This window comes from Achromobacter sp. MYb9 (assembly GCF_002975275.1).
Taxonomy (GTDB): Bacteria; Pseudomonadota; Gammaproteobacteria; order Burkholderiales; family Burkholderiaceae_B; genus Achromobacter.
The window spans coordinates 261,340-282,983 of the sequence record NZ_PCOQ01000001.1 but is presented as its reverse complement, the minus strand read 5'-3'; the positions used below and the strand labels follow the sequence as shown (position 1 = coordinate 282,983).

At 64.4% G+C, this 21,644-nt stretch carries 18 protein-coding genes; 9 read left to right on the top strand and 9 right to left on the bottom strand.

Annotated features, from left to right (window positions below; genetic code table 11):
* Positions 1-21 precede the first annotated feature (21 nt).
* From CQ050_RS01290 to CQ050_RS01265, 6 genes are all read right to left on the bottom strand, one after another.
* Positions 22-1,905 carry a THUMP domain-containing protein gene (locus CQ050_RS01290; protein WP_105555046.1) on the bottom strand — a complete coding sequence of 628 codons (1,884 nt, stop codon included), beginning with the start codon at positions 1,903-1,905 and terminating at the stop codon, positions 22-24.
* A gap of 34 nt (positions 1,906-1,939) precedes the next feature.
* A complete protein-coding gene (locus CQ050_RS01285; RefSeq protein WP_199196706.1) occupies positions 1,940-2,368 on the bottom strand; it encodes a CopD family protein in 429 nt (142 codons plus the stop codon).
* Positions 2,369-2,443: 75 nt separating this feature from the next.
* Positions 2,444-3,895 carry a bifunctional 2-methylcitrate dehydratase/aconitate hydratase gene (locus CQ050_RS01280; protein WP_105555045.1) on the bottom strand — a complete coding sequence of 484 codons (1,452 nt, stop codon included), beginning with the start codon at positions 3,893-3,895 and terminating at the stop codon, positions 2,444-2,446.
* Positions 3,896-3,967: 72 nt separating this feature from the next.
* A complete protein-coding gene (gene prpC / locus CQ050_RS01275; RefSeq protein WP_105555044.1) occupies positions 3,968-5,161 on the bottom strand; it encodes a 2-methylcitrate synthase in 1,194 nt (397 codons plus the stop codon).
* A gap of 94 nt (positions 5,162-5,255) precedes the next feature.
* Positions 5,256-6,146: a methylisocitrate lyase gene (prpB, locus tag CQ050_RS01270; protein WP_006218121.1), complete on the bottom strand. Its 891-nt coding sequence runs from the start codon at positions 6,144-6,146 to the stop codon at positions 5,256-5,258.
* Positions 6,147-6,333: 187 nt separating this feature from the next.
* Complete coding sequence (locus CQ050_RS01265; RefSeq protein WP_105555043.1) at positions 6,334-7,323, bottom strand: malate dehydrogenase; 990 nt, start codon at positions 7,321-7,323, stop codon at positions 6,334-6,336.
* Between the two features lie 335 nt (positions 7,324-7,658).
* Here CQ050_RS01265 and CQ050_RS01260 point away from each other — a divergent pair, with 335 nt between their 5' ends.
* From CQ050_RS01260 to CQ050_RS01220, 9 genes are all read left to right on the top strand, one after another.
* On the top strand, positions 7,659-8,438 hold the full coding sequence (locus tag CQ050_RS01260) for a GntR family transcriptional regulator (protein WP_006223903.1): 780 nt from the start codon (positions 7,659-7,661) through the stop codon (positions 8,436-8,438).
* Positions 8,439-8,559: 121 nt separating this feature from the next.
* The gene (gene sdhC, locus CQ050_RS01255) at positions 8,560-8,976 is read left to right on the top strand and encodes a succinate dehydrogenase, cytochrome b556 subunit (RefSeq protein ID WP_006223904.1); all 417 of its coding nucleotides are present in this window, start codon (positions 8,560-8,562) and stop codon (positions 8,974-8,976) included.
* On the top strand, positions 8,977-9,360 hold the full coding sequence (gene sdhD, locus CQ050_RS01250; RefSeq protein ID WP_006223905.1) for a succinate dehydrogenase, hydrophobic membrane anchor protein: 384 nt from the start codon (positions 8,977-8,979) through the stop codon (positions 9,358-9,360).
* Positions 9,361-9,363: 3 nt separating this feature from the next.
* On the top strand, positions 9,364-11,142 hold the full coding sequence (sdhA, locus tag CQ050_RS01245; protein ID WP_105555042.1) for a succinate dehydrogenase flavoprotein subunit: 1,779 nt from the start codon (positions 9,364-9,366) through the stop codon (positions 11,140-11,142).
* Positions 11,143-11,160: 18 nt separating this feature from the next.
* Positions 11,161-11,877 (top strand): succinate dehydrogenase iron-sulfur subunit, encoded by a 717-nt coding sequence (locus tag CQ050_RS01240; protein WP_105555041.1) that lies wholly within the window; start codon positions 11,161-11,163, stop codon positions 11,875-11,877.
* Between the two features lie 37 nt (positions 11,878-11,914).
* A complete protein-coding gene (locus CQ050_RS01235; protein ID WP_046802661.1) occupies positions 11,915-12,175 on the top strand; it encodes a succinate dehydrogenase assembly factor 2 in 261 nt (86 codons plus the stop codon).
* Positions 12,176-12,195: 20 nt separating this feature from the next.
* Positions 12,196-13,506 (top strand): citrate synthase, encoded by a 1,311-nt coding sequence (gltA, locus tag CQ050_RS01230; RefSeq protein ID WP_050449832.1) that lies wholly within the window; start codon positions 12,196-12,198, stop codon positions 13,504-13,506.
* A gap of 67 nt (positions 13,507-13,573) precedes the next feature.
* Entirely contained in the window at positions 13,574-14,695 is a 1,122-nt protein-coding gene (locus CQ050_RS01225; RefSeq protein WP_233213770.1) for a hypothetical protein, read from the top strand.
* 144 nt (positions 14,696-14,839) lie between these two features.
* Positions 14,840-15,736 carry a LysR family transcriptional regulator gene (locus CQ050_RS01220; protein ID WP_105555550.1) on the top strand — a complete coding sequence of 299 codons (897 nt, stop codon included), beginning with the start codon at positions 14,840-14,842 and terminating at the stop codon, positions 15,734-15,736.
* On the opposite strand, the gene CQ050_RS01215 is transcribed toward CQ050_RS01220, so the two are convergent.
* From CQ050_RS01215 to mdeB, 3 genes are all read right to left on the bottom strand, one after another.
* The gene (locus tag CQ050_RS01215) at positions 15,726-16,178 is read right to left on the bottom strand and encodes a DUF2214 family protein (protein WP_105555040.1); all 453 of its coding nucleotides are present in this window, start codon (positions 16,176-16,178) and stop codon (positions 15,726-15,728) included. The genes CQ050_RS01220 and CQ050_RS01215 overlap by 11 nt on opposite strands.
* Positions 16,179-16,321: 143 nt before the next feature.
* On the bottom strand, positions 16,322-18,619 hold the full coding sequence (locus tag CQ050_RS01210) for an NADP-dependent malic enzyme (protein WP_105555039.1): 2,298 nt from the start codon (positions 18,617-18,619) through the stop codon (positions 16,322-16,324).
* A 243-nt stretch (positions 18,620-18,862) separates the two neighbouring features.
* Positions 18,863-21,550, bottom strand: a complete 2,688-nt coding sequence (gene mdeB / locus CQ050_RS01205) for an alpha-ketoglutarate dehydrogenase (RefSeq protein ID WP_105555038.1) — start codon at positions 21,548-21,550, stop codon at positions 18,863-18,865.
* Positions 21,551-21,644 lie beyond the last annotated feature (94 nt).

The following is a 21,644-nucleotide window of genomic DNA, read 5'->3' as shown; positions in this document are numbered from 1 at the left end:
GCCGCCCTGGGCGTCGCGCGATCAAGCGTCGCGGTAGCCCGCAGCGACCAGTTCGAAGCCGAACAGGCGGCAGTCCAGCGCGCCGTTATGCAGCGGCACGCGGCGCTTGGGCTTCAAGCGCATCTGGTTGGGCAGCGTCAGGTCGCTGGTGATGACATGCAATTGCCAGCCGGCGAAATTGCGCTTCAGGCAACTGGCCCAATCGCGCCACAGGTCCGCGTCCGGTTCGGTCAGCATGCGCTCGCCATAAGGCGGGTTGGTGACGATCCAGCCGTGGTCGGCGGGCGCCGCGATCTCGCGGGCATCGCCGATTTCAAAGCGGATGGAATCGGCCGTCAGCCAGGCGCGTTCGGCGTTGTTCTGGGCGAATTCAATGGCTTGCGGGTCCAGGTCGTAACCAACCAGGGGCGCCTCCAGCTGCGGCAGGATGCGTGAGCGGGCATCGTCCTTCAGGTCGCGCCAGCGATAGGCGTCATGGTCGCGCAGGCGCTCGAAGCCGAACGGGCGCGAAATGCCCGGGGGCACGCCCAACGCGATCCAGGCGGCTTCGATCAGGATGGTGCCCGACCCGCAGAACGGGTCCAGCAGCGGCGCCGCCGGGTCCCAACCCGCCAGGGCCAGCATGCCGGCCGCCAGGTTTTCGCGCAACGGGGCTTCGCCCTTGTCCAGGCGCCAACCGCGCTTGAACAGTGATTCGCCCGAAGTGTCCAGATACAGGGTGGCGGTGTGGCCCGTCAGGAACAGGTGGACGCGCGCATCCGGCCGCACCGTGTCGATGCTGGGGCGTTCGCCTTCCAGTTCGCGCAGGCGGTCGCAAATGCCGTCCTTGGCGCGCAGATTGCAGTACTGCAGGCTTTGCACCGGGCTCTTGATGGCCGAGGTGTCCACGCGCAGCGTTTGCTCGGCGCCGAACCAGCGTTCCCAGGGGGTGTCGCGGGCCAGGTCCAGGATGTCGTCTTCGTGCGAGATCTCGGCGTGCGCGACCTGCACCAGGATGCGGGTGGCCAGGCGCGAATACAGGTTGGCGCGCTGCACGCCGGCCCAATCGGCCGTGAACGAGCAGCCGGCGCGGCCCGCCTTGGCGTCTTCGTAGCCCAGCGCCTGCATTTCCGCCGTCAGGGCCTCTTCCAGGCCTTGCGGGCAGGGGGCGAATATCGTGAACACTTCCGCCTGGCGAGGTTCGCGCGGGCGGCGGCTGCGGGTCTCGACCGTCGGGGCGCGGTCGCGGGAATCGTCGCGCGCTTCGGCGAAGTCCGGCTGCGCGTCCTGGCCTTGATCCGGCACGTGTCCGTGGTCGGTCTCGGCGGCGTACTCCGGCGCGGGACCGTCGTCTTCAAACGGATCGTAGAAGCGTCCCGCCGGCGTGGCGGGGGCGATGTATTGGTCGTCGCGCAGGCGCGGCGCGCGCTGCTGCGGACGCGGCGGGCGCGAACTGGCGCTTGCGCCCGCGTCGCGGCGCGTGTCGTCGGAACGGCTGCGGGCTGCGGGGACGCGGCCAGACGACGCGCGATCGGACGGTGCGCGATCAGACGAGCCGCGGCTGGATGCACCGCGCTCAGACGAACTCCGGCTGGGCGCGCTGCGTTCCGACGAACGGCCAGGCGCGCCGCGATCATATTGACCGCGATCGGATTGGCCACCGCGCGGCGCCTGCCCGCGGGGAGCGGCGCCGCGGCCGCCCGCGGCCGGTTTGCGGGCGTAGCGGGCCTCTTCTTCCTGGCGGCGCTGGTAGCCTTCAGGGTCTTTCTGGCGCTCGACGTTTTCGCGGGTGCGCTCAATCTGGGCAACCAGCCGGGCGCGGGCGCCCGTGCGGGTGCGCTTGGGCGCTTCTTCGGCGTGGGCGTCGCGCGCCGTTTTCTTGATCGTCAGCGTCTTGCGCGGACGGTCGTGTTCATCAGAGGACATACGAATCCTGGCGAATGTGCAAAGGTAGGGGGAATCAGAAGGGTTTGACGACGACCAGCGCCACCACCACCAAGAGCAGCAAGACGGGAACTTCGTTGAACCAGCGATAGAACTTGTGCGAACGGGTATTTTTGCCCAGTTCGAATTTACGCAGCATCAAGCCACAGGCGTGATGGTAGCCGATGACGAGCAGGACGAAAAAGAGTTTGGCGTGCATCCAGCCATTGCCGGGGCCCACGCCGATGCGATAGCCCAGGTACAGCCACATGCCGAACACGATGGCGACCACGGCAAGGATGGTGGTGAAGCGGTACAGCCGGCGCGCCATGCCCAGCAGCGTGGCCTGTACGGAGGCGTCCGTCTGCTGCGCCAGATTCACGAAAATGCGCGGCAGGTAGAACAATCCGGCAAACCAGGAAGCGATAAAGACAATATGGAAGGTCTTGACCCAGAGCATGGCCATGGCGCGATCCGATCGAGGAAAGCCGCATTGTAAGGCCGGCGCCGCAGCGAGCTTCCGGTTGGCCGGCGCGTGAACTCAGATGACGTACAGGTCCACGTATTCGTGTACCGGCATGGCCTCCAGCGCCTGCTGGTCCAGCGATACATCCAGGATGCGGCGCTGCTGCCGGGCCGGGAACATGCGCGCCAGGTTGGTCCGGAACTTGGCTTCCAGGAGCGGAATGCCGTCTTGCCGGCGGCGCTTGTGGCCGATGGGGTATTCGCAGACGATCTCTTCAAACCGCGAGCCGTCGGTGAACTCGACCGTCAGCGCGTTGGCGATCGAGCGCTTGTCGGGATCGTGGTAGTCGCGGGTATAGGCCGGGTCCTCCACGCAGACGATCTTGTCGCGCAACGCGTCGATGCGCGGATCGCGGGCGACCTCGTCTTCGTAGTCGGCGGCCGTCAGGCGGCCGAACAGCACGGGCACCGCCACCATGTACTGGATGCAGTGGTCGCGGTCGGCGGGATTGTTCAGCGGGCCTTTCTTGTCGATGATGCGGATGCAGGCCTCGTGCGTGCGGATCGTGATGGCCTTGATGTCTTCCGCGCGCTTGCCTTCGGCGCGCAGGCGGTCGTGGATCTGCATGGCGCATTCCACGGCGGTCTGCGAATGGAATTCGGCAGGAAACGAGATCTTGAACAGCACGTTCTCTATCACGTAGCTGCCATAGGGCCGTTGGAACCTGAACGGCTGCCCCTTGAAGAGCACATCGTAAAAGCCCCAGGTCTTGGCGGTCAGCACCGACGGATAGCCCATTTCGCCGGTTTTGGCGATCAGCGCCAGGCGCACGGCGCGGCTGGTGGCGTCGCCGGCGGCCCAGCTTTTGCGGCTGCCGGTATTGGGCGCGTGGCGGTAGGTGCGCAGGCTTTGGCCGTCGACCCAGGCCAGTGACACGGCGTTGATCACTTCATCGCGGTCCAGTCCCAGCATCTGCGCCACGACGGCGGTGGACGCCACCTTGACCAGCACGACGTGGTCCAGTCCGACCCGGTTGAAGGAGTTTTCCAGCGCGATGCAGCCCTGGATCTCGTGCGCCTTGATCATGCCCGTCAGGACGTCGCGCATGGTCAGGGGCGGTTTGCCGGCGGCGACCGCGGTGCGGGACAGCCAGTCGGCGGTAGCCAGGATGCCGCCCAGATTATCCGACGGGTGGCCCCATTCGGCGGCCAGCCACGTGTCGTTGAAATCCAGCCAGCGGATGAGGGTACCGATGTTGAACGCGGCCTGCACCGGGTCCAGCTGGAACGACGTGCCGGGCACCTTGGCGCCGTGGGGCACCACCGTGCCCGGCACGACCGGACCCAGCAATTTCTTGCACGCCGGGTACTCCAGCGCTTCCAGGCCGCAGCCCAGCGTGTCGATCAGGCAGTTGCGGGCGGTTTCATACGCCAGGCTGCTCTTGATGTCGTAGTTCAGAACGTAGTCCGCGATATCGACCAACACCTGGTCGGGCTCGGGACGTACGTTGGAGATTGGGGCAGACATAGCGGTACCTCTTCATGGAGTGAATACAGGTAGCCATGCTGCGCCCTTGCTCTCGTCTGGCTTGCGCCGGGCCTACTTGCGCTTGTCCAGCGGCACGAACTTCTGATCTTCCGGGCCCACGTAGTTGGCGGTGGGGCGGATGATCTTGTTGTCGATGCGCTGCTCGATGATGTGAGCCGACCAGCCTGCGGTGCGCGCAATGACGAACAGCGGGGTGAACATGGCGGTGGGCACGCCCATCATGTGGTAGCTGACGGCCGAGAACCAGTCCAGGTTGGGGAACATCTTCTTGATGTCCCACATGACCGTCTCAAGGCGTTCGGCGATGTCGAACATCTTGGTGCTGCCGGCCTTTTTGGACAGTTTCTTGGCCACGTCCTTGATGACCTTGTTGCGCGGGTCGGACACGGTGTAGACGGGGTGACCAAAGCCGATGATAACTTCCTTGGCCTCGACGCGGCGGCGGATGTCGGCTTCGGCCTCGTCCGGCGTTTCATACCGCTTCTGCACGTCGAACGCTACTTCATTGGCGCCGCCATGCTTGGGGCCGCGCAGCGCGCCGATGGCGCCGGCGATGGACGAGAACATGTCCGAACCGGTGCCGGCGATGACGCGCGCGGTGAACGTGGATGCGTTGAATTCGTGTTCGGCGTACAGGTTCAGGGAGATGTGCATCGCCTTGACCCATTCGTCGCTGGGCTTTTCGCCGTGCAGCAGGTGCAGGAAGTGGCCGCCGATGCTGTCATCGTCCGTCTGCACGTCGATCATGTGGCCGTTGTGGCTGTAGTGGTACCAATACAGCAGGGCCGAACCCAGGTTGGCCATCAGGCGGTCGGCGATGTCGCGCGCGCCCGGGGTGTTGTGGTCGTCTTTCTCGGGCAGCACGCAGCCCAGCACGGACACGGCGGTGCGCATCACGTCCATCGGGTGGCTCGACGCGGGCAACGCTTCCAGCGCCACTTGCAGTTGCGCCGGCAGGCCGCGCAGGCTCTTCAGCTTTTGCTTGTACGCGGCCAGTTCGGCCTTGTTGGGCAGCTTGCCGTGGACCAGCAGGTGGGCGATTTCCTCGAACTCGCTGGTGTGCGCGATGTCCAGGATGTCATAGCCACGGTAGTGCAGGTCGTTGCCGCTGCGGCCCACGGTGCACAGCGCGGTATTGCCTGCGACCACGCCCGACAGGGCGACGGACTTCTTGGGTTTGAAGCCGGCTTTCTCTTCCGGCTTGGCGTCCGGTTTGGCTTCTTGCTTCTTGGGAGCCGTGCTCATGTCTCTACTCCTTTCCTTTCGCGATTGACGATATGGGGGGAAAGCGTGGCGCCCCGGGATGGCCGCGGCGCCGGATACAAAAGGCGTTGCGGACTTACGCTTTGCCCTTTTGGAAGAGCGCATCCAGTCTGGATTCGAATTCGTGGTAGCCGATGCGGTCGTACAGCTCTTCGCGCGTTTGCATCAGGTCCACCACGTTTTTCTGGTGGCCGTCGCGGCGGATGGCGGTGTAGACGGCTTCGGCGGCCTTGTTCATGGCGCGGAAGGCGGACAGCGGATAGAGCACCATGCCCACGCCCACGCTTTTCAGTTCTTCGACGGTGAACAGCGGTGTCTTGCCGAATTCGGTGATGTTGGCCAGGACCGGCACCTTGACGGCCTTGACGAAGCGGTCGTAGGTGGGCAGGTCATAAGCGGCTTCAGCGAAGATCGCGTCGGCGCCGGCTTCCACGCAGGCCAACGCGCGTTCGATCGCGGCGTCCACGCCATGCGACGCGATGGCGTCGGTGCGGGCGATCAGGTAGAAGTCGCTGTCGGTGCGGGCGTCGGCGGCCGCCTTGACGCGATCGGCCATTTCTTCGGTCGTGACGATTTCCTTGCCGGGGCGGTGGCCGCAGCGCTTGGCGCCGACCTGGTCTTCGATGTGGCACGCCGCCGCGCCGAACTTGATCAGGCTCTTGACGGTGCGGGCGATGTTGAACGCCGACGGACCAAAGCCGGTGTCGATATCCACCACCAGCGGCACGTCGCACACGTCGGTGATGCGGCGCACGTCGGTCAGCACGTCGTCCATGGTGTTGATGCCCAGGTCGGGCAAGCCCAGCGATCCGGCCGCCACGCCGCCGCCGGACAGGTAGATGGCGCGGTAGCCGGCGCGCTTGGCCAGCAAGGCGTGGTTTGCGTTGATGGCGCCAATGATCTGCAGCGGGCTTTCTTCGGCGAGGGCGCGGCGGAAGAGGGCGCCGGGCGATTCGGGTCTGGACATGGAGGTCTCCGTTCTTTCTTATGGCTAGCCCACGACCTTATCGCGGGTCCGGAATATAAATCTGTCCCCTCCGCGACAATCGCAGGCAGCGGGGCGAAGGGACAGGTTTATGCGCCGGTCTGGTGTTCCGGTCCTGCTTAGGAATTGGGCCCGCATCAACGGGCCCAATTCTTCATTCAAACGCTGCTTACTTCAGCAGGTCCTTGACGCCGTCGCGCTCTTCCAGGAGCTCTTTCAGCGTGAAGTCCAGGCGCTCACGCGAGAAGGCGTCGATTTCCAGGCCTTCGACGCGCTTGTATTCGCCATTTTCGGTCGTGACCGGCACGCCGTAGATGATGCCTTCCGGGATGCCGTAGGAGCCGTCCGACGGGATGCCCATCGTGACCCACTTGCCGTTGCTGCCCAGGACCCAATCGCGGACGTGGTCGATGGCGGCGTTGGCGGCCGAAGCGGCCGAGGACAGGCCACGGGCTTCGATGATGGCGGCGCCGCGCTTGCCGACGGTCGGGATGAACGTGTCGCGGTTCCAGGCGTCATCGTTGATGAGCTTGGTCAGCGACTCGCCGCCGACGGTGGCGAAACGGAAGTCGGGATACATCGTGGGCGAGTGGTTGCCCCAGACGATCAGGTTTTCGATATCGGCAACCGGCTTGCCCGACTTGGCCGACAACTGCGACAGCGCGCGGTTGTGGTCCAGGCGCAGCATGGCGGTGAAGTTCTTGGCCGGCAGGTCCGGGGCCGACTTCATGGCGATGTAGGCGTTGGTGTTGGCGGGGTTGCCGACGACCAGGACCTTGACGTTGCGGCTGGCCACGTCGTTCAGGGCCTTGCCCTGCGCCGTGAAGATCTGGGCGTTGACGGACAGCAGGTCCTTGCGTTCCATGCCGGGGCCGCGCGGACGGGCGCCGACCAGCAGGGCCACGTCGGCGTCCTTGAAGGCGGTGCGCGGGTCGCTGTGGGCGGTCACTTCCTGAAGCAGCGGGAAGGCGCAGTCATCCAATTCCATGATGACGCCCTTCAGGGCCTTTTGCGCTTTCTCGTCGGGGATTTCCAGCAGTTGCAGGATGACGGGTTGATCTTTACCCAGCATTTCGCCGGAGGCGATGCGGAATAGCAGTGCGTAACCGATTTGGCCGGCGGCGCCGGTGACGGCGACACGCAAGGCAGGCTTGGACATGGACGTTCTCCGTAATGGTTTGGCGAGAAAAATCTCACCAATCAGTGTAATCGTTGAGGGGGCCAAAACGGCGCGTGCGGGCAAGCCTGCGCGGGCCCCTGACAGCCGTGAATCCTAGATCGATTTTACGGGTGCGTCAAACGCTCTTCTATCTTATATAAGACATAAGACGTTGGACAGCTTCCCGCCCGATATGCCACAATAGAGCGTTTATTCGAATGCGTTGCAGCACAGTCCGCTGTGCCTTTGCGGGCGCATTTTGGATGTGGGTCTGCACCCTGTTTTTGAGCTGCCTTCCCATCATCCGGATGAACATGACACTTTCAAGAAGATCCATGGCAGAGCCTCGGCCCGAAACCTCCTTACGCACTCGCGCCGCCCGTTCAACGGGCGAGGGAGCCGCTTTCAGTCCGCTCTACCGCCAGATCAAGGATCTGCTCGTTCAAAGCCTTGAGCGCGGCGAATGGAAGCCCGGTGAACTCATCCCCAGCGAAATCGATCTGGCCGCCCGTTTCCAGGTGAGCCAGGGCACGGTGCGCAAGGCGGTCGATGAGCTCGCGGCCGAGCACATGCTGCTGCGCCGCCAGGGCAAGGGCACCTTTGTCGCCACCCATCACGAAGCCCGCGTCCGCTACCGTTTCCTGCGCCTGGCCGCCGACGAAGAAGGCGAGCCCGGCCGTGCCGAAAGCCGCATCCTGGAATGCCGGCGCCTGAGGGCGCCCGCCGAGATCGCGCGCGCCCTGGACCTTCGGGCGGGCGAAACGGTCGTCATGATCCGCCGCCTGCTGTCCATGGGGCAGACGCCGACCGTCGTGGACGATATCTGGCTGCCTGGCACCATTTTCCGTGGACTGACCCTCGAGCTGCTGACTGCCAACAAGGCGCCGCTCTATGGTCTGTTCGAATCCGAGTTCGGCGTGAGCATGGTGCGCGCGGACGAAAAGCTGCGCGCGGTGATCGCGCCAGCCGAAGTCTGTCCGCTGCTTAATGTTCCCGCCGGCACGCCGTTGTTGCAGGTGGATCGGGTGTCGTACACCTATGGTGACCGCCCCATGGAAATTCGCCGGGGGTTGTACTTGACCGATCGATACCACTACCGCAATAGTCTGAATTGATGAGCTTTTACACTACGATTTGATACCAACCCTATCTCTGGGCGAAAATACCGTGTTTGCCCGCAAGGGCCACGGCATTTCCGCCGTCACGATTCCCTAGTTCCGAAACACCGAGGCCGTCATGTCCGACACCGCTGCCAAGCCACGTCCGCAGTTTCGCAATATTGGGCTTGCCCAAGTTGCGTTCTCCTATCGCCTGCCCCTGGCCGGCAAGCTGTCCATCCTGCACCGCATCAGCGGCATTTTGCTGTTCCTCTGTTTGCCCTTGGTCATCGTGCCGCTGTTCGCAGCAAGCGTGGCCGCACCGCAGTCGTTCGCCTGGATCGCCTCCATCGCGGCCAACCCGATCGTCAAGCTTGTCTTCCTGGTCCTGATCTGGGGCTACCTGCACCACTTCTGTGCCGGCATTCGCTACCTGCTGCTGGACCTGCACATCGGTATCGACAAGCTGTCGGCCAAGAAAAGCGCCGGCGTGGTCTTCGGTGTCAGCCTGGCGCTGACGCTGGTGTTCGGTCTCAAACTGTTCGGAGTGCTGTAAATGGCCGCCGCTAAAAACTACGGACCCAAGCGCCTGGTCGTCGGCGCCCACTATGGGGTCATGGATTTCATCATCCAGCGCATCACCGCCGTCATCATGGCCGTGTACACGCTGGTGCTGCTTGTCGGCATCCTGACGATGCCCGCCTTCACGTATGAACATTGGGTCAAGCTGTTCAATTTCTACGTGGGCTTCATTCCGGTAGGCCAGATCCTGGCCTCCCTTGCATTCATTGCGTTGGCCTGGCATGCCTGGATTGGCGTGCGCGACATCTGGATGGATTACGTCAAGCCTGTGGGCCTGCGCCTGCTGCTGCAAGTGCTGACGATCCTCTGGTTGATCGGTACGGTCGTTTACTTCGCGCAAATCCTCTGGAGCATTTAAGCCGTGGTCTCTGTCATGAAATCCTTGCCGCGCCGCCAGTTTGATGTGGTGGTCGTTGGCGCCGGTGGAGCCGGCATGCGTTGTTCGCTGCAACTGTCCCAAGCGGGCCTGTCGGTTGCCGTGCTGTCCAAAGTGTTCCCCACGCGTTCGCACACCGTTGCCGCGCAAGGCGGCGTGAGCGCCTCGCTGGGCAACATGAGCGAAGACAACTGGTACTGGCACATGTACGACACCGTCAAGGGGTCGGATTGGCTGGGCGACCAGGACGCCATCGAATTCATGTGCCGTGAAGCGCCGAACGCCGTGTACGAGCTTGAGCACTTCGGCATGCCGTTCGACCGCAACCCCGACGGCACGATCTACCAGCGTCCGTTCGGCGGCCACACCGCCAACTTCGGTGAAAAGCCGGTGCAGCGCGCCTGTGCCGCCGCCGACCGCACCGGCCACGCGCTGCTGCACACCCTCTACCAGCGCAACGTTGCCGCGCGCACCCAGTTCTTCGTCGAATGGATGGCGCTGGACCTGCTGCGCAACGAAGCCGGTGACGTCGTGGGCGTGACCGCCCTGGAAATGGAAACGGGCGAGATCTACATCCTGGAAGCCAAGACCACGGTGCTGGCCACCGGCGGCGCTGGCCGTATCTGGGCCGCGTCCACCAACGCCTTCATCAACACCGGTGACGGCCTGGGCATGGCGGCGCGCGCGGGCATCCCGCTGCAAGACATGGAATTCTGGCAGTTCCACCCGACCGGCGTCGCCGGCGCGGGCGTGCTGATCACGGAAGGCGTGCGTGGCGAAGGCGGCATCCTCTTGAACAAGGATGGCGAACGCTTCATGGAGCGCTATGCGCCCACGCTGAAGGATCTGGCCCCGCGCGACTTCGTGTCCCGCTCGATGGATCAGGAAATCAAGGAAGGCCGCGGTTGCGGTCCGGACGGCAGCTACGTCGTCCTGAAGCTTGACCACCTGGGCGCCGACGTCATCAACAAGCGTCTGCCCTCGATCCGCGAAATCGCCATCAAGTTCGGCAACGTCGACCCGATCAAGGAACCGATCCCCGTCGTTCCGACCATCCACTACCAGATGGGCGGCATTCCGGCCAACTACCACGGCCAGGTGCTGTCGCGTGAAAACGGCGAGAACAAGGTCGTCAACGGCCTGTACGCCATCGGCGAATGCGCGGCGGTGTCGGTGCACGGCGCCAACCGCCTGGGCACGAACTCGCTGCTGGACCTGATCGTGTTCGGCCGCGCCACCGGCAACCACATCGTCAATTCGCACCCGGAGCGCCAGCGCGCGCACCAGGATCTGCCGAAGGAAGCCGTGGAGTTCTCGCTGGACCGCGTGAACAAGCTGGAATCGCGCACCTCGGGCGAAAAGACGCAAGACATCGGCAACGCCATCCGCTTCTCGATGCAGCGCCACTGCGGCGTGTTCCGCACGCTGGAACTGCTGAACGAAGGCGTGACGCAGATCGAAGATCTGGCCAAGCAAGCCGACAGCATCTACTTCAAGGACAAGTCCAAGGTGTTCAACACCGCGCGCGTCGAAGCGCTGGAACTGGCCAACATGACCGAAGTGGCCCGCGCCACGATCAAGTCGGCCGCTGCCCGTACGGAAAGCCGCGGCGCTCACGCGCTGGACGACCACCCGACGCGCGACGACGAGAACTGGCTCAAGCACACGCTGTGGTATTCCGAAGGCAGCCGCCTGGATTACAAGCCCGTGCAGATGAAGCCTTTGACGGTTGAGTCCTTCCCGCCCAAGGCGCGTACCTTCTAAGTCCGGATAGAGCCCATTATGAGCACCAAGAGAATCGTCAAGTTCGAAATCTACCGCTACGATCCGGACAAGGACGAGCGCCCGTACATGCAGAAGCTGGACGTTGAACTCCAGCCGACCGACAAGATGTTGCTGGATGCGCTGGTGCGCATCAAGAACGACGTCGATGACAGCCTGGCCCTGCGCCGCTCGTGCCGTGAAGGCGTGTGCGGTTCGGACGCCATGAACATCAACGGCAAGAACGGCCTGGCCTGCACGACGAACCTTCGCGAATTGAAGGAACCCATCGTCCTGCGCCCGCTGCCGGGCCTGCCCGTCATCCGCGACCTGATCGTGGATATGACGCACTTCTTCAATCAGTACCACTCCGTTCGTCCGTACCTCATCAACGACGCGCCGCCGCCCGAAAAAGAGCGCCTGCAGTCGCCGGAGGCGCGCGAAGAACTGGATGGTCTGTACGAGTGCATCCTGTGCGCGTGCTGTTCCACTTCCTGCCCGTCGTTCTGGTGGAATCCGGACAAGTTCGTCGGCCCGGCCGGCCTGCTGCAAGCCTACCGCTTCATCGCCGACAGCCGCGACGAAGCCACGGGTGAGCGTCTGGACAACCTGGAAGATCCGTACCGCCTGTTCCGTTGCCACACCATCATGAATTGCGTCGACGTCTGTCCCAAGGGACTGAACCCGACCAAGGCGATCGGCAAGATCAAGGAACTGATGGTCCGCCGCACGGTCTAGTTTCTAGTGTGAAGACTTTTGTACTTATGGTGTAACGATGAGCAGGCTAACTGAACTGGAGCGGGCGCGTCTGCGTTGGCGGGCGCGCCGCGGCCTGCTCGAAAACGACTTGATCATCACTCGGTATCTTGACGCTTACGAGGCTGAACTTACCGATGATGATGTGGCCGCATTGACCCAGCTGTTCGAGATGGGAGACAACGATCTTCTCGACCTGCTGCTGGCCCGCAAGGAACTCGAAGGTGAACTGGATACTCCCAGGCTTCGGGGCATTATTGGCCAGATGCGCGCACTCTGATTAATGTGAGAGGAATAAACATGAACCTGTCTGACAAAAAAGCCACTCTATCCTTCTCGGATGGCAGCGCACCCATTGAGTTCCCTGTCTACAAGGGCACGGTCGGTCCGGATGTGATCGACATCCGCAAGCTGTATGGCCAGACGGGCATGTTTACGTTTGACCCGGGCTTCATGTCCACCGCGGCTTGCGAATCGGGCATCACGTACATCGACGGCGACAAGGGCGAACTGCTGTACCGCGGCTTCCCCATCGAGCAATTGGCCGTCAATTGCGACTTCATGGACATCTGCTACCTGATCCTGAACGGCGATCTGCCCAACCAGGAACAGAAGGCCGACTTCGACTCGCAAGTGACCCATCACACGATGGTCAACGAGCAACTGCACTTCTTCCTGCGTGGCTTCCGCCGCGACGCCCACCCGATGGCCGTGCTGACGGGCCTGGTTGGCGCGTTGTCCGCGTTCTACCACGACTCCACCGACATCACGAACCCGCAGCATCGCCACATCTCGGCCATCCGTTTGATCGCCAAGATGCCGACGCTGGTTGCGATGGCGTACAAGTATTCGCAAGGCCAACCGTTCATCTATCCGCAGAACGACCTGTCCTACACGGGCAACTTCCTGCGCATGATGTTCGCCACGCCGTGCGAAGACTACAAGGTGAATGAAGTCGTCGAGCGCGCGCTGGACCGCATCTTCATCCTGCACGCCGACCACGAGCAAAACGCGTCGACGTCCACCGTGCGCCTGTGCGGTTCGTCGGGCACCAACCCGTTCGCCGCCATCTCGGCCGGCGTGGCTTGCCTGTGGGGCCCGGCTCACGGCGGCGCCAACGAAGCTTGCCTGCAAATGCTGGAAGAGCTGCAAGCCAACGGCGGCATCGACAAGGTCGGTGAGTTCATGGAGAAGGTCAAGGACAAGAACTCGGGCGTGCGCCTGATGGGCTTTGGCCACCGCGTCTACAAGAACTACGACCCGCGCGCCAAGCTGATGCAGGAAACCTGCAAGGAAGTGCTCTCGGCCCTGGGCCTGGAAAACGACCCGCTGTTCAAGCTGGCCATGGAACTGGAACGCATCGCCCTGTCGGATCCGTACTTCGTGCAGCGCAAGCTGTACCCGAACGTGGACTTCTACTCGGGTATCGTCCAGCGCGCCATCGGCATCCCGACCTCGCTGTTCACGGCTATCTTCGCGCTGGCCCGCACGGTGGGCTGGATCGCCCAGTGGAACGAAATGCTGTCGGATCCCGATTACAAGATCGGCCGTCCGCGCCAGCTGTTCACGGGTTCGGTCACCCGCGACGTGCCCCCGATGGACAAGCGTTAATCTGCTTTTCCGCTTCGGCAAGAAACCGCCTTCGGGCGGTTTTTTTTGTGCCGAATAAGCGGATATCATGCTTGCCATGATTCCCGTCGCGCTCCCCTCTGCCAGTTTCTACCTGCTGCTTTCCTTTGGCTTTCTTGCCGGCATCGTGCTTGTTGGCTGGGCCGCGATGTTCGCGGCAAGCGCGACGCATCGCCGGTTCGTCCGCAGGCATTGGAAGCTGTCAGCCGCGTTGTTCGTGGTGCTGGCGGTGCCGTTTGCCTTCTATGCGTGGGTCCAGGTCGTTATCTGGCAGATCGAGCGGGAAGGCGATCGCCGGGAGGCCGCGCGCCATGTCACGCTGGAACAAGCGGCAACGGTGGGCGGCACGCCCATGCCCGCCGGCACGCGGCTGACCCTGCAGGACGAAGGGCAGCTGGACACCTACCTGGAAGCCGACTTCCCACAGCCGGTGACGATGTTCGGCGTGCAGGCGATGCGCGTGCGGCGCTTTCTTGACAGCGACTACGACAAAGACACGTATGCGCTGACTGGCCGGTATCCGCGAACCGTCATCCTCAGCGGCCAGGGCGATCAGGCGGTGCTGGGTTGGCGCTGCGACGCTACCCGCGACATCGAGTTCGACACGACGCGCGAGGGCGGCATGAAGGGGCTGAACCAGTGCCAACTGGGCAGCGGAAACCAGGTGGGGGATTTGACCCTTGCGCCGGGTTCGATCCTGTACGGCTCGAGCGGCACCGTATATACGGACGGCTCATCCGACCCGGACCGCTGGCGTGTGGAGGTCAAGGACCCCGTGGCGGTCAAGGTGTTCGGGCTGATGCTGAGCGATCCCCGGATCTACCTGGACGCCGACCGCCGCCTCTTGCGGGTCAGCGACACGGAGCTGGCGTGCAGGTTGGATCTGGGCGGGTTCCACTATGCGCCTGGCACCCGGGTCAAGACCCTTCGCCGGGGCCAGGGCGACGGGCGCGAACCGTTTCCGGGCATATTCGCCTTCAGCCCTGCGGATGGGCAACCCGCCAAACGCGACGGCCACGAGGACGTGCCGGCAGGCATGTCGGTGCTGCAGGCGTTCGATGGAACGTTGGCCGGCATCGAGAAGAACGAAGCGGTTGGCGTGTTTGAATTCGCGACGTTTGTCGTCGGCGACGACGCGCCCGTGCTGCCCAGACGGGCGGCCTGCCCATAGCGGCTGCCCGGTCGGGTCGGAAGGGGCACGTTAAGAAATTCTTAAAAGTCTCGCCCGACAATGCGGCTTGCCGGTGGCGTCCCACACCGGCTGAACCGTAAGGGAGTGATTTCGGATGAGACGTCGGTGAAGCGCCTGCACAGCATGGAGCTGTTTGCGGAAGTGGCCAAGGCGCGCAGCTTCAGTCGCGCCGCTGTCGTGCTGGGGCTGCCGAAGTCGACGCTGTCGCGCCGGGTGGCGGAACTGGAGCGTTCGGTTGGCCTGAGCCTGCTCAACCGCAGCACGCGCAAAGTAGAGCTGACGGGAGCAGGAGAGCTCTATCTGGAGCGCTGCCTGCGTATCGTCGAAGAAGCCCAGGTCGCGCACGAGGAATTGCAGGCCCTGACCGCGACGCCTTCGGGCCTGCTGCGCGTCAATATGCCCGCCACGTTCGCCACCGACGTGATGGCCGAGATTTTCCTGGGATTTTCGCGGCGGCATCCGGAGGTGGCCTTCCACATGAACCTGGCCAGCCTGGACCATGCGGATCGGGTGGCCGAACCCTGCGACCTGACGATCAAGATCGGCGAGATGCCGGATTCCACGCGCATCGCCCGATGCCTGGGGGCCGTGAATGTCCATCTGTACGCGTCGGAAAGCTATCTGGCGGCCCACGGCGCGCCGGCGCATCCCTCCGAACTGGCCGCGCACGAGTGCATCGGTTTCCGCGCCGAGGCGCATGGGGCGCCGACGCGGTGGCCATTGACGCGCGGACAAGAGCAGATCAGCGTCATGCCGGGCAGCCGGTTTTCGGTGAACGAGGCGGGCATGGCCCGCCAACTGGCGGTGCTGGGCGCGGGCATTGCGCCGTTGGGCGGGGACCAAAGCGAGCTTGAGCGCTCAGGCGGCCTGCGCCGCGTCTTGCCGGGCTGGAGCCTGGGGCCATTTCCCGTGCATGTGGTGACCGAGACGCGGCTGTTGCCGGCCCGGGCCAGGGCATTCGTCGACTATCTGATGACATGCCTGGCCAAGGGCTGGCCGGCCCCTGCGCCTACACGCTGATGTGCCGCGCCATCAGGACGGCGAACAGGGGCAGGAAGATGAAGAGGTGCGATTCGATCATCACCCAGCGCCGCACCCGCTTGATTTCGGGCAAGGCCGGCACGAAGCCTGCCTGCTGGCGGGATTGCCTGGCCCAGCGCAGCATGGCCAGCGTGGGCGGGATCGAACAGAGCGCGATGATGACAAAGAGCGTGATCTTGGCGTGGAACCAGGGCGTGCTCATGTAGAACGCGGCGCCCTTCGCGCCCAGCGTCAACCGCAGCACGCCGGTGACCAATACCAGAATGGCGCTGACGCCGTAGAGACGATCGTAGATGATCAGGCGCTTCACGCCGTTGGCGGTGAGATCGGGGCGCAGCAGCACGGCTTCGGCGGTCAGGACCACCACCATTACGAAAATCGCCAGGTAGTGAAACCAGGCGTACAGGGCATCGGCCAGCATGTCGTCTCCAGGGAAATGGGCAAGCTTGGGTTGTACCATCCGGCCACTCAGGCGGGCCAGCGTTTCGGCCGGCGCCGGTTGTGGCGGCGCAAAGAAAAACGGGTGCCCCGTGGGGCACCCGTTCCGTTACCGCCGGCTGGCGATCAACGACGCTTTCTGGCGGCCTCGGCCGCTTCCTGCTGCGCATCCACGACGGCCAGGGCCGTCATGTTGACGATGCGGCGCACGGTGGCGCTGGTCGTCAGGATGTGCACCGGGCGCGCGGCGCCCAGCAGGATCGGACCCATGGCGACGCCATTGCTGCCCGTCATCTTCAGCATGTTGTACGTGATGTTGCCGGTATCCAGGTTCGGCATGACCAGCAGATTGGCGCGGCCCTTGAGCGTGCTGTCCGGATAGGCCAGCACACGGATCTTCTCGGACAGGGCGGCGTCAGCGTGCATTTCGCCATCCACTTCGAGGTCGGGCGCGCGTTCTTGCACCAGCTTGCTGGCGGCGGCCATCTTCTTCGACGATTCCGTCACGCGGCTGCCGAAGTTCGAGTGCGACAGCAGCGCAATCTTCGGCACCACGCCAAAGCGCAGCATTTCGTCGGCGGCCTGGATGGTGATGTTGGCCACTTCTTCCGACGTCGGGTTTTCGTTGACGTGGGTGTCGGTGACGAACAGCGTCTGGTCGGGCAGCATCAGCACGTTCAGCGCAGCGTACGTCTGGCCTTCCTTCTTGCCGATGATTTCGTCGATGTACTTGAGCTGGTTGTCGTACTTGCTGGCCACGCCGCAGAGCAGGGCGTCGGCATCGCCGCGGCGCAGCAGCATCGCGCCGATCAGCGTGTTGTGCTTGCGGATCATCGCCTTGGCGATGGCCGGCGTCACGCCTTCACGGCCCTTCAACTGGTAGTACGCGTTCCAGGTTTCGTTGAAGCGGTTGTCGTCTTCCGGATCCACGATCTCGAAGTGCTGGCCAGCGATCAGGCGCAGGCCGGCTTTCTGGATGCGCATTTCGATGACGGCCGGGCGGCCGACCAGGATCGGGAATGCCAGCTTTTCGTCGGCTACGGTCTGCACGGCGCGCAGGACGCGTTCGTCTTCGCCGTCAGCGTAGATGACGCGCTTGGGCGCCTTCTTGGCCTGGGCAAACAACGGGCGCATCAGTTGGCCCGAGTGGTACACGAAGCCCATCAGCTTCTGGCGGTAGGCCTCGATGTCTTCGATGGGGCGGGCAGCCACGCCGGAGTCGGCGGCGGCCTGTGCCACGGCGGGCGCGATCTGGACGATCAGGCGCGGGTCGAACGGCTTCGGGATGATGTAGTCGGGGCCGAACGACAGTTCCTGGCCGGCGTAGGCGCGGGCCACTTCATCGTTCTGCTCGGCCTGCGCCAGTTCGGCGATGGCCTTCACGCAGGCCAGCTTCATTTCTTCGGTGATGCGCGACGCGCCAGCGTCCATCGCACCGCGGAAGATGAAGGGGAAGCACAGCACGTTGTTGACCTGGTTCGGGTAGTCCGAACGGCCGGTGGCGATGATGCAATCCGGGCGGGCAGCCTTGGCGACTTCCGGGCGGATTTCCGGTTCCGGATTGGCCAGCGCCAGGATCAGCGGACGGTCGGCCATGGTCTTGACCATGTCGCCCGTCAGCACGCCAGCGGTGGAGCAGCCCAGGAACACGTCGGCGCCGTTGACCACGTCGGCCAGCGTGCGCGCGTCGGTCTTCTGCGCGTAGCGCTTCTTGTTGGCTTCCATGTTTTCATCGCGGCCATCCCAGATCACGCCACGGGAGTCCACCACGAAGATGTTCTCGCGCTTGACGCCCAGGTGGACCAGCAGGTCCAGGCAGGCGATGGCGGCGGCGCCGGCGCCCGAGCAGGCCAGCTTGACCGAGCCGATGTCCTTGCCCACGACCTTCAGGCCGTTCAGGATGGCGGCCGACGAGATGATGGCGGTACCGTGCTGGTCGTCATGGAAGACGGGGATCTTCATGCGCTCGCGCAGCTTCTTTTCGATGTAGAAGCACTCGGGCGCCTTGATGTCTTCCAGGTTGACGCCGCCCAGCGTGGGTTCCAGCGCCGCGATGATGTCGACCAGCTTGTCGGGGTCGTTTTCGGCCAGTTCGATGTCGAACACGTCGATGCCGGCGAACTTCTTGAACAGGCAGCCTTTGCCTTCCATGACCGGCTTGGCGGCCAGCGGGCCGATGTTGCCCAGGCCCAGCACGGCCGTGCCGTTGGTGATCACGCCCACCAGGTTGCCGCGCGAGGTGTACTTCGAGGCAGCGTCATCGCCTTGGTCGAAGATCGCCATGCAAGCGGCGGCCACGCCGGGGGAGTAGGCCAGGGACAGATCGTCCTGGTTGGCCAACGTCTTGGTCGGGACGACCGAGATTTTGCCGGGGGTGGGATAGGCGTGGTAATCCAACGCCATTTTGGTAAGAGTTTCGTCCATGGGATCGGGCCTCTGAGGCACTAACTGAAAAAGAAAACGGGATGACAAACGGCGGGCTCACGGCCCGCCGGTTTCTTCGCGAAATGCTTAGGGAACACCCGTATTTCACCAGAAAGCGCGGGCGCTTGGTTGTTGCAGTGCAGCGAGCCAGCCGTTTTGATCAAAAAGCGGCGGGATATTTCGCCGCTCGCGACGGCAAGTGCGAGCGGCGTGTAGAGGTCCGGCGGGACCGGCGTGCAGCGCCTATAGTTCCCACGGCGGGGTTTGCCGCGCCCGGGCGTTCAAGGTCTGGCGCAGCGTGTCGGCGTCCGCCTGGCGGCCCAGGCTGTCCAGCGCGTACAGCACCATCCAGTCGGCGCTGACTTCGAAGAAATCGCGCAGCTGGGCCCGGGTGTCGCTGCGGCCAAAGCCGTCCGTCCCCAAGGTCCGGTAGGGGGCGGGCACCCAGGCGCGGATCTGTTCGGGCACGGCGCGCACGTAGTCGGTGGCGGCGATGACCGGCGCGTCGCTTGTGCCCAGGCAGGTGCGGACCCAGTCCGCGCCGTCCGCCGCGTCCAGCCCCAACACGCGGGCGCGCTCCGATTCGCGGCCATCCCGGGCCAACTCGGAAAAGCTGGTGACGCTCCAGACCTCGGCGTCCACGCCATGGCGCGTGCGCAGGCGGTCCGCCGCCATTTCGGCTTCGCGCAGCATCGGACCCGCGCCCAGCAGGCGCACCTGGGCTTGCCCTTGGGCGGGGCGCAGCAGGTACATTCCGCGCAGGATGCCGTCCCGCACGCCAGCGCCGGCGGGCATGTCGGGCTGCGCCAGGTTTTCGTTCGTGACCGTCAGGTAGAAGAATTCGTCGCGTTGCTCGTCCAGCATGCGGCGCATGCCGTGTTCGACGATGACGGCGACCTCGAAGGCGTAGGCCGGGTCGTACGCGCGGCAGTTGGGCACGGCGGCGGCCATGATGTGGCTGGAGCCGTCTTGATGCTGCAAGCCTTCGCCGCCCAGCGTGGTGCGGCCGGACGTTGCGCCGATCAGGAAGCCCCGGGTGCGCTGGTCGGCGGCGGCCCAGATCAGGTCGCCGATGCGCTGGAAGCCGAACATCGAGTAATAGATATAGAAGGGCAGCATCGGCAGGCCGTTGACCGAATAGCTGGTGCCGGCCGCGGTCCAGGATGAAATCGCGCCGGCCTCGGTAATGCCTTCCTCCAGGATCTGGCCATCGCGCGCCTCGCGGTAGTACAGCACCGAGCCGATGTCTTCGGGCTCGTACAACTGGCCTTGCGCCGAGTAAATGCCGATCTGGCGGAACAGATTGGCCATGCCGAACGTGCGGGCCTCGTCCGCCACGATGGGCACGATGCGCGCGCCCACGGTGGCGTCTTTCAGCAAGGCGGTCAGCATGCGCACGATGGCCATGGTGGACGACATTTCCTTGCCGTCGGCGGCCAATGCGAAGCGCGCCCAGTGTTCGGCGGCGGGTGGTGTCAGCCGCGGGGCCTGCGTGCGGCGGCGCGGAATGTGGCCGCCCAGCGCCGCGCGCCGCGCTTGCAGGTGGCGCAGTTCGGCGCTGTCTTCGGCGGGGCGGTAGAACTTGAGCGCCAGGCAGTCCGCGTCCGAGATCGGCAGCGCGAAGCGGTCGCGGAAGGCCAGCAGGGCCTCGTCGTCCAGCTTCTTCTGCTGGTGCGTCGTCATCTTGCCCTGGCCGGCCGATCCCATGCCGAAGCCTTTCTTGGTCTGCGCCAGGATCACGGTGGGTTGGCCCCGGTGCCGGGCCGCGCGGTGGTAGGCGGCATGGATTTTCACCATGTCGTGGCCGCCGCGATGCAGACGGTCGATGGCCTCGTCGGTCCAGTCGGCCACCAGCGCCGCCAGTTCGGGATTCTGGTTGAAGAAATGGGCGCGGTTGAAGGCGCCGTCGTTGGCGGCGAAGGTCTGGAACTGGCCGTCCACGGTATTCGCGAACGCGCGGGCCAGCGCGCCGCCGGTATCGCGCCGCAGCAGCGCGTCCCAGTCGCTGCCCCAGACCAGCTTGATCACGTTCCAGCCTGCGCCCGCGTATAACGTTTCCAGCTCGTCGATAATGCGGCCGTTGCCACGCACCGGGCCATCCAGCCGCTGCAGGTTGCAGTTGACGACGAAGACCAGGTTGTCCAGCTTTTCGCGCGCGGCCAGCGTCAGCGCCGCGATGGATTCCGGTTCATCCATTTCGCCGTCGCCGAAAATGCCCCAGACCTTGCGGTCGCCGCCAGGCACCAGAGAGCGGTGTTCCAGGTAGCGCATGAAACGCGCCTGGTAGATGGCGTTGATGGGGCCAATGCCCATGGAACCCGTGGGGAACTGCCAGAAATCCGGCATCAGCCAGGGATGGGGGTAGGACGACAGACCACGCAGCCCGCGCGCGGTGGCGGTTATCTCTTGCCGGAAGTGGGCCAGGTCGTCTTCGCCCAGGAAGCCTTCCAGGTAGGCGCGGGCATAAACGCCGGGCGCCGAATGCGGTTGCATGTAGACCAGGTCGCCCGGGCCGTCGGCCGACTGCGCGCGGAAGAAATGGTTGAAGCCCACTTCGAACAGGTCGGCGGCGGAGGCGTAGCTGGCGATGTGGCCGCCCAGTTCGCCATGCGCCTGGTTGGCGCGTACGACCATGGCCAGTGCGTTCCAGCGGTTGATGCGGGCGATGCGTTCTTCCACCGCCAAGTTGCCGGGGAAGGGGGGCTCCTGGTCGGCGGGTATCGTGTTCAGATAGGCGGTGCGGGTCTGGCTGTTGGCGCGCAACCCGAGCGACGCGGCGTGCCCAAGCAGGTTGTCCAACACGTAGCCGGCGCGGCCGGCCCCGCCATTATCGACCAGCGACTGCAGGGCGTCGCGCCATTCGGCGGTTTCCGATGGGTCGGCGTCGTGCCGGTCGTCTTGCCCGGCGATGGGTTGGCTGGCGTCGCGCATGGTCGTGATGTCTCCTGTTATCGCTCAATGCTAGACCTGTGTCGAAGGCATGAGTCATCAAATTCCAGGGTGGAAAGGCCCGCTTTCAGCATAA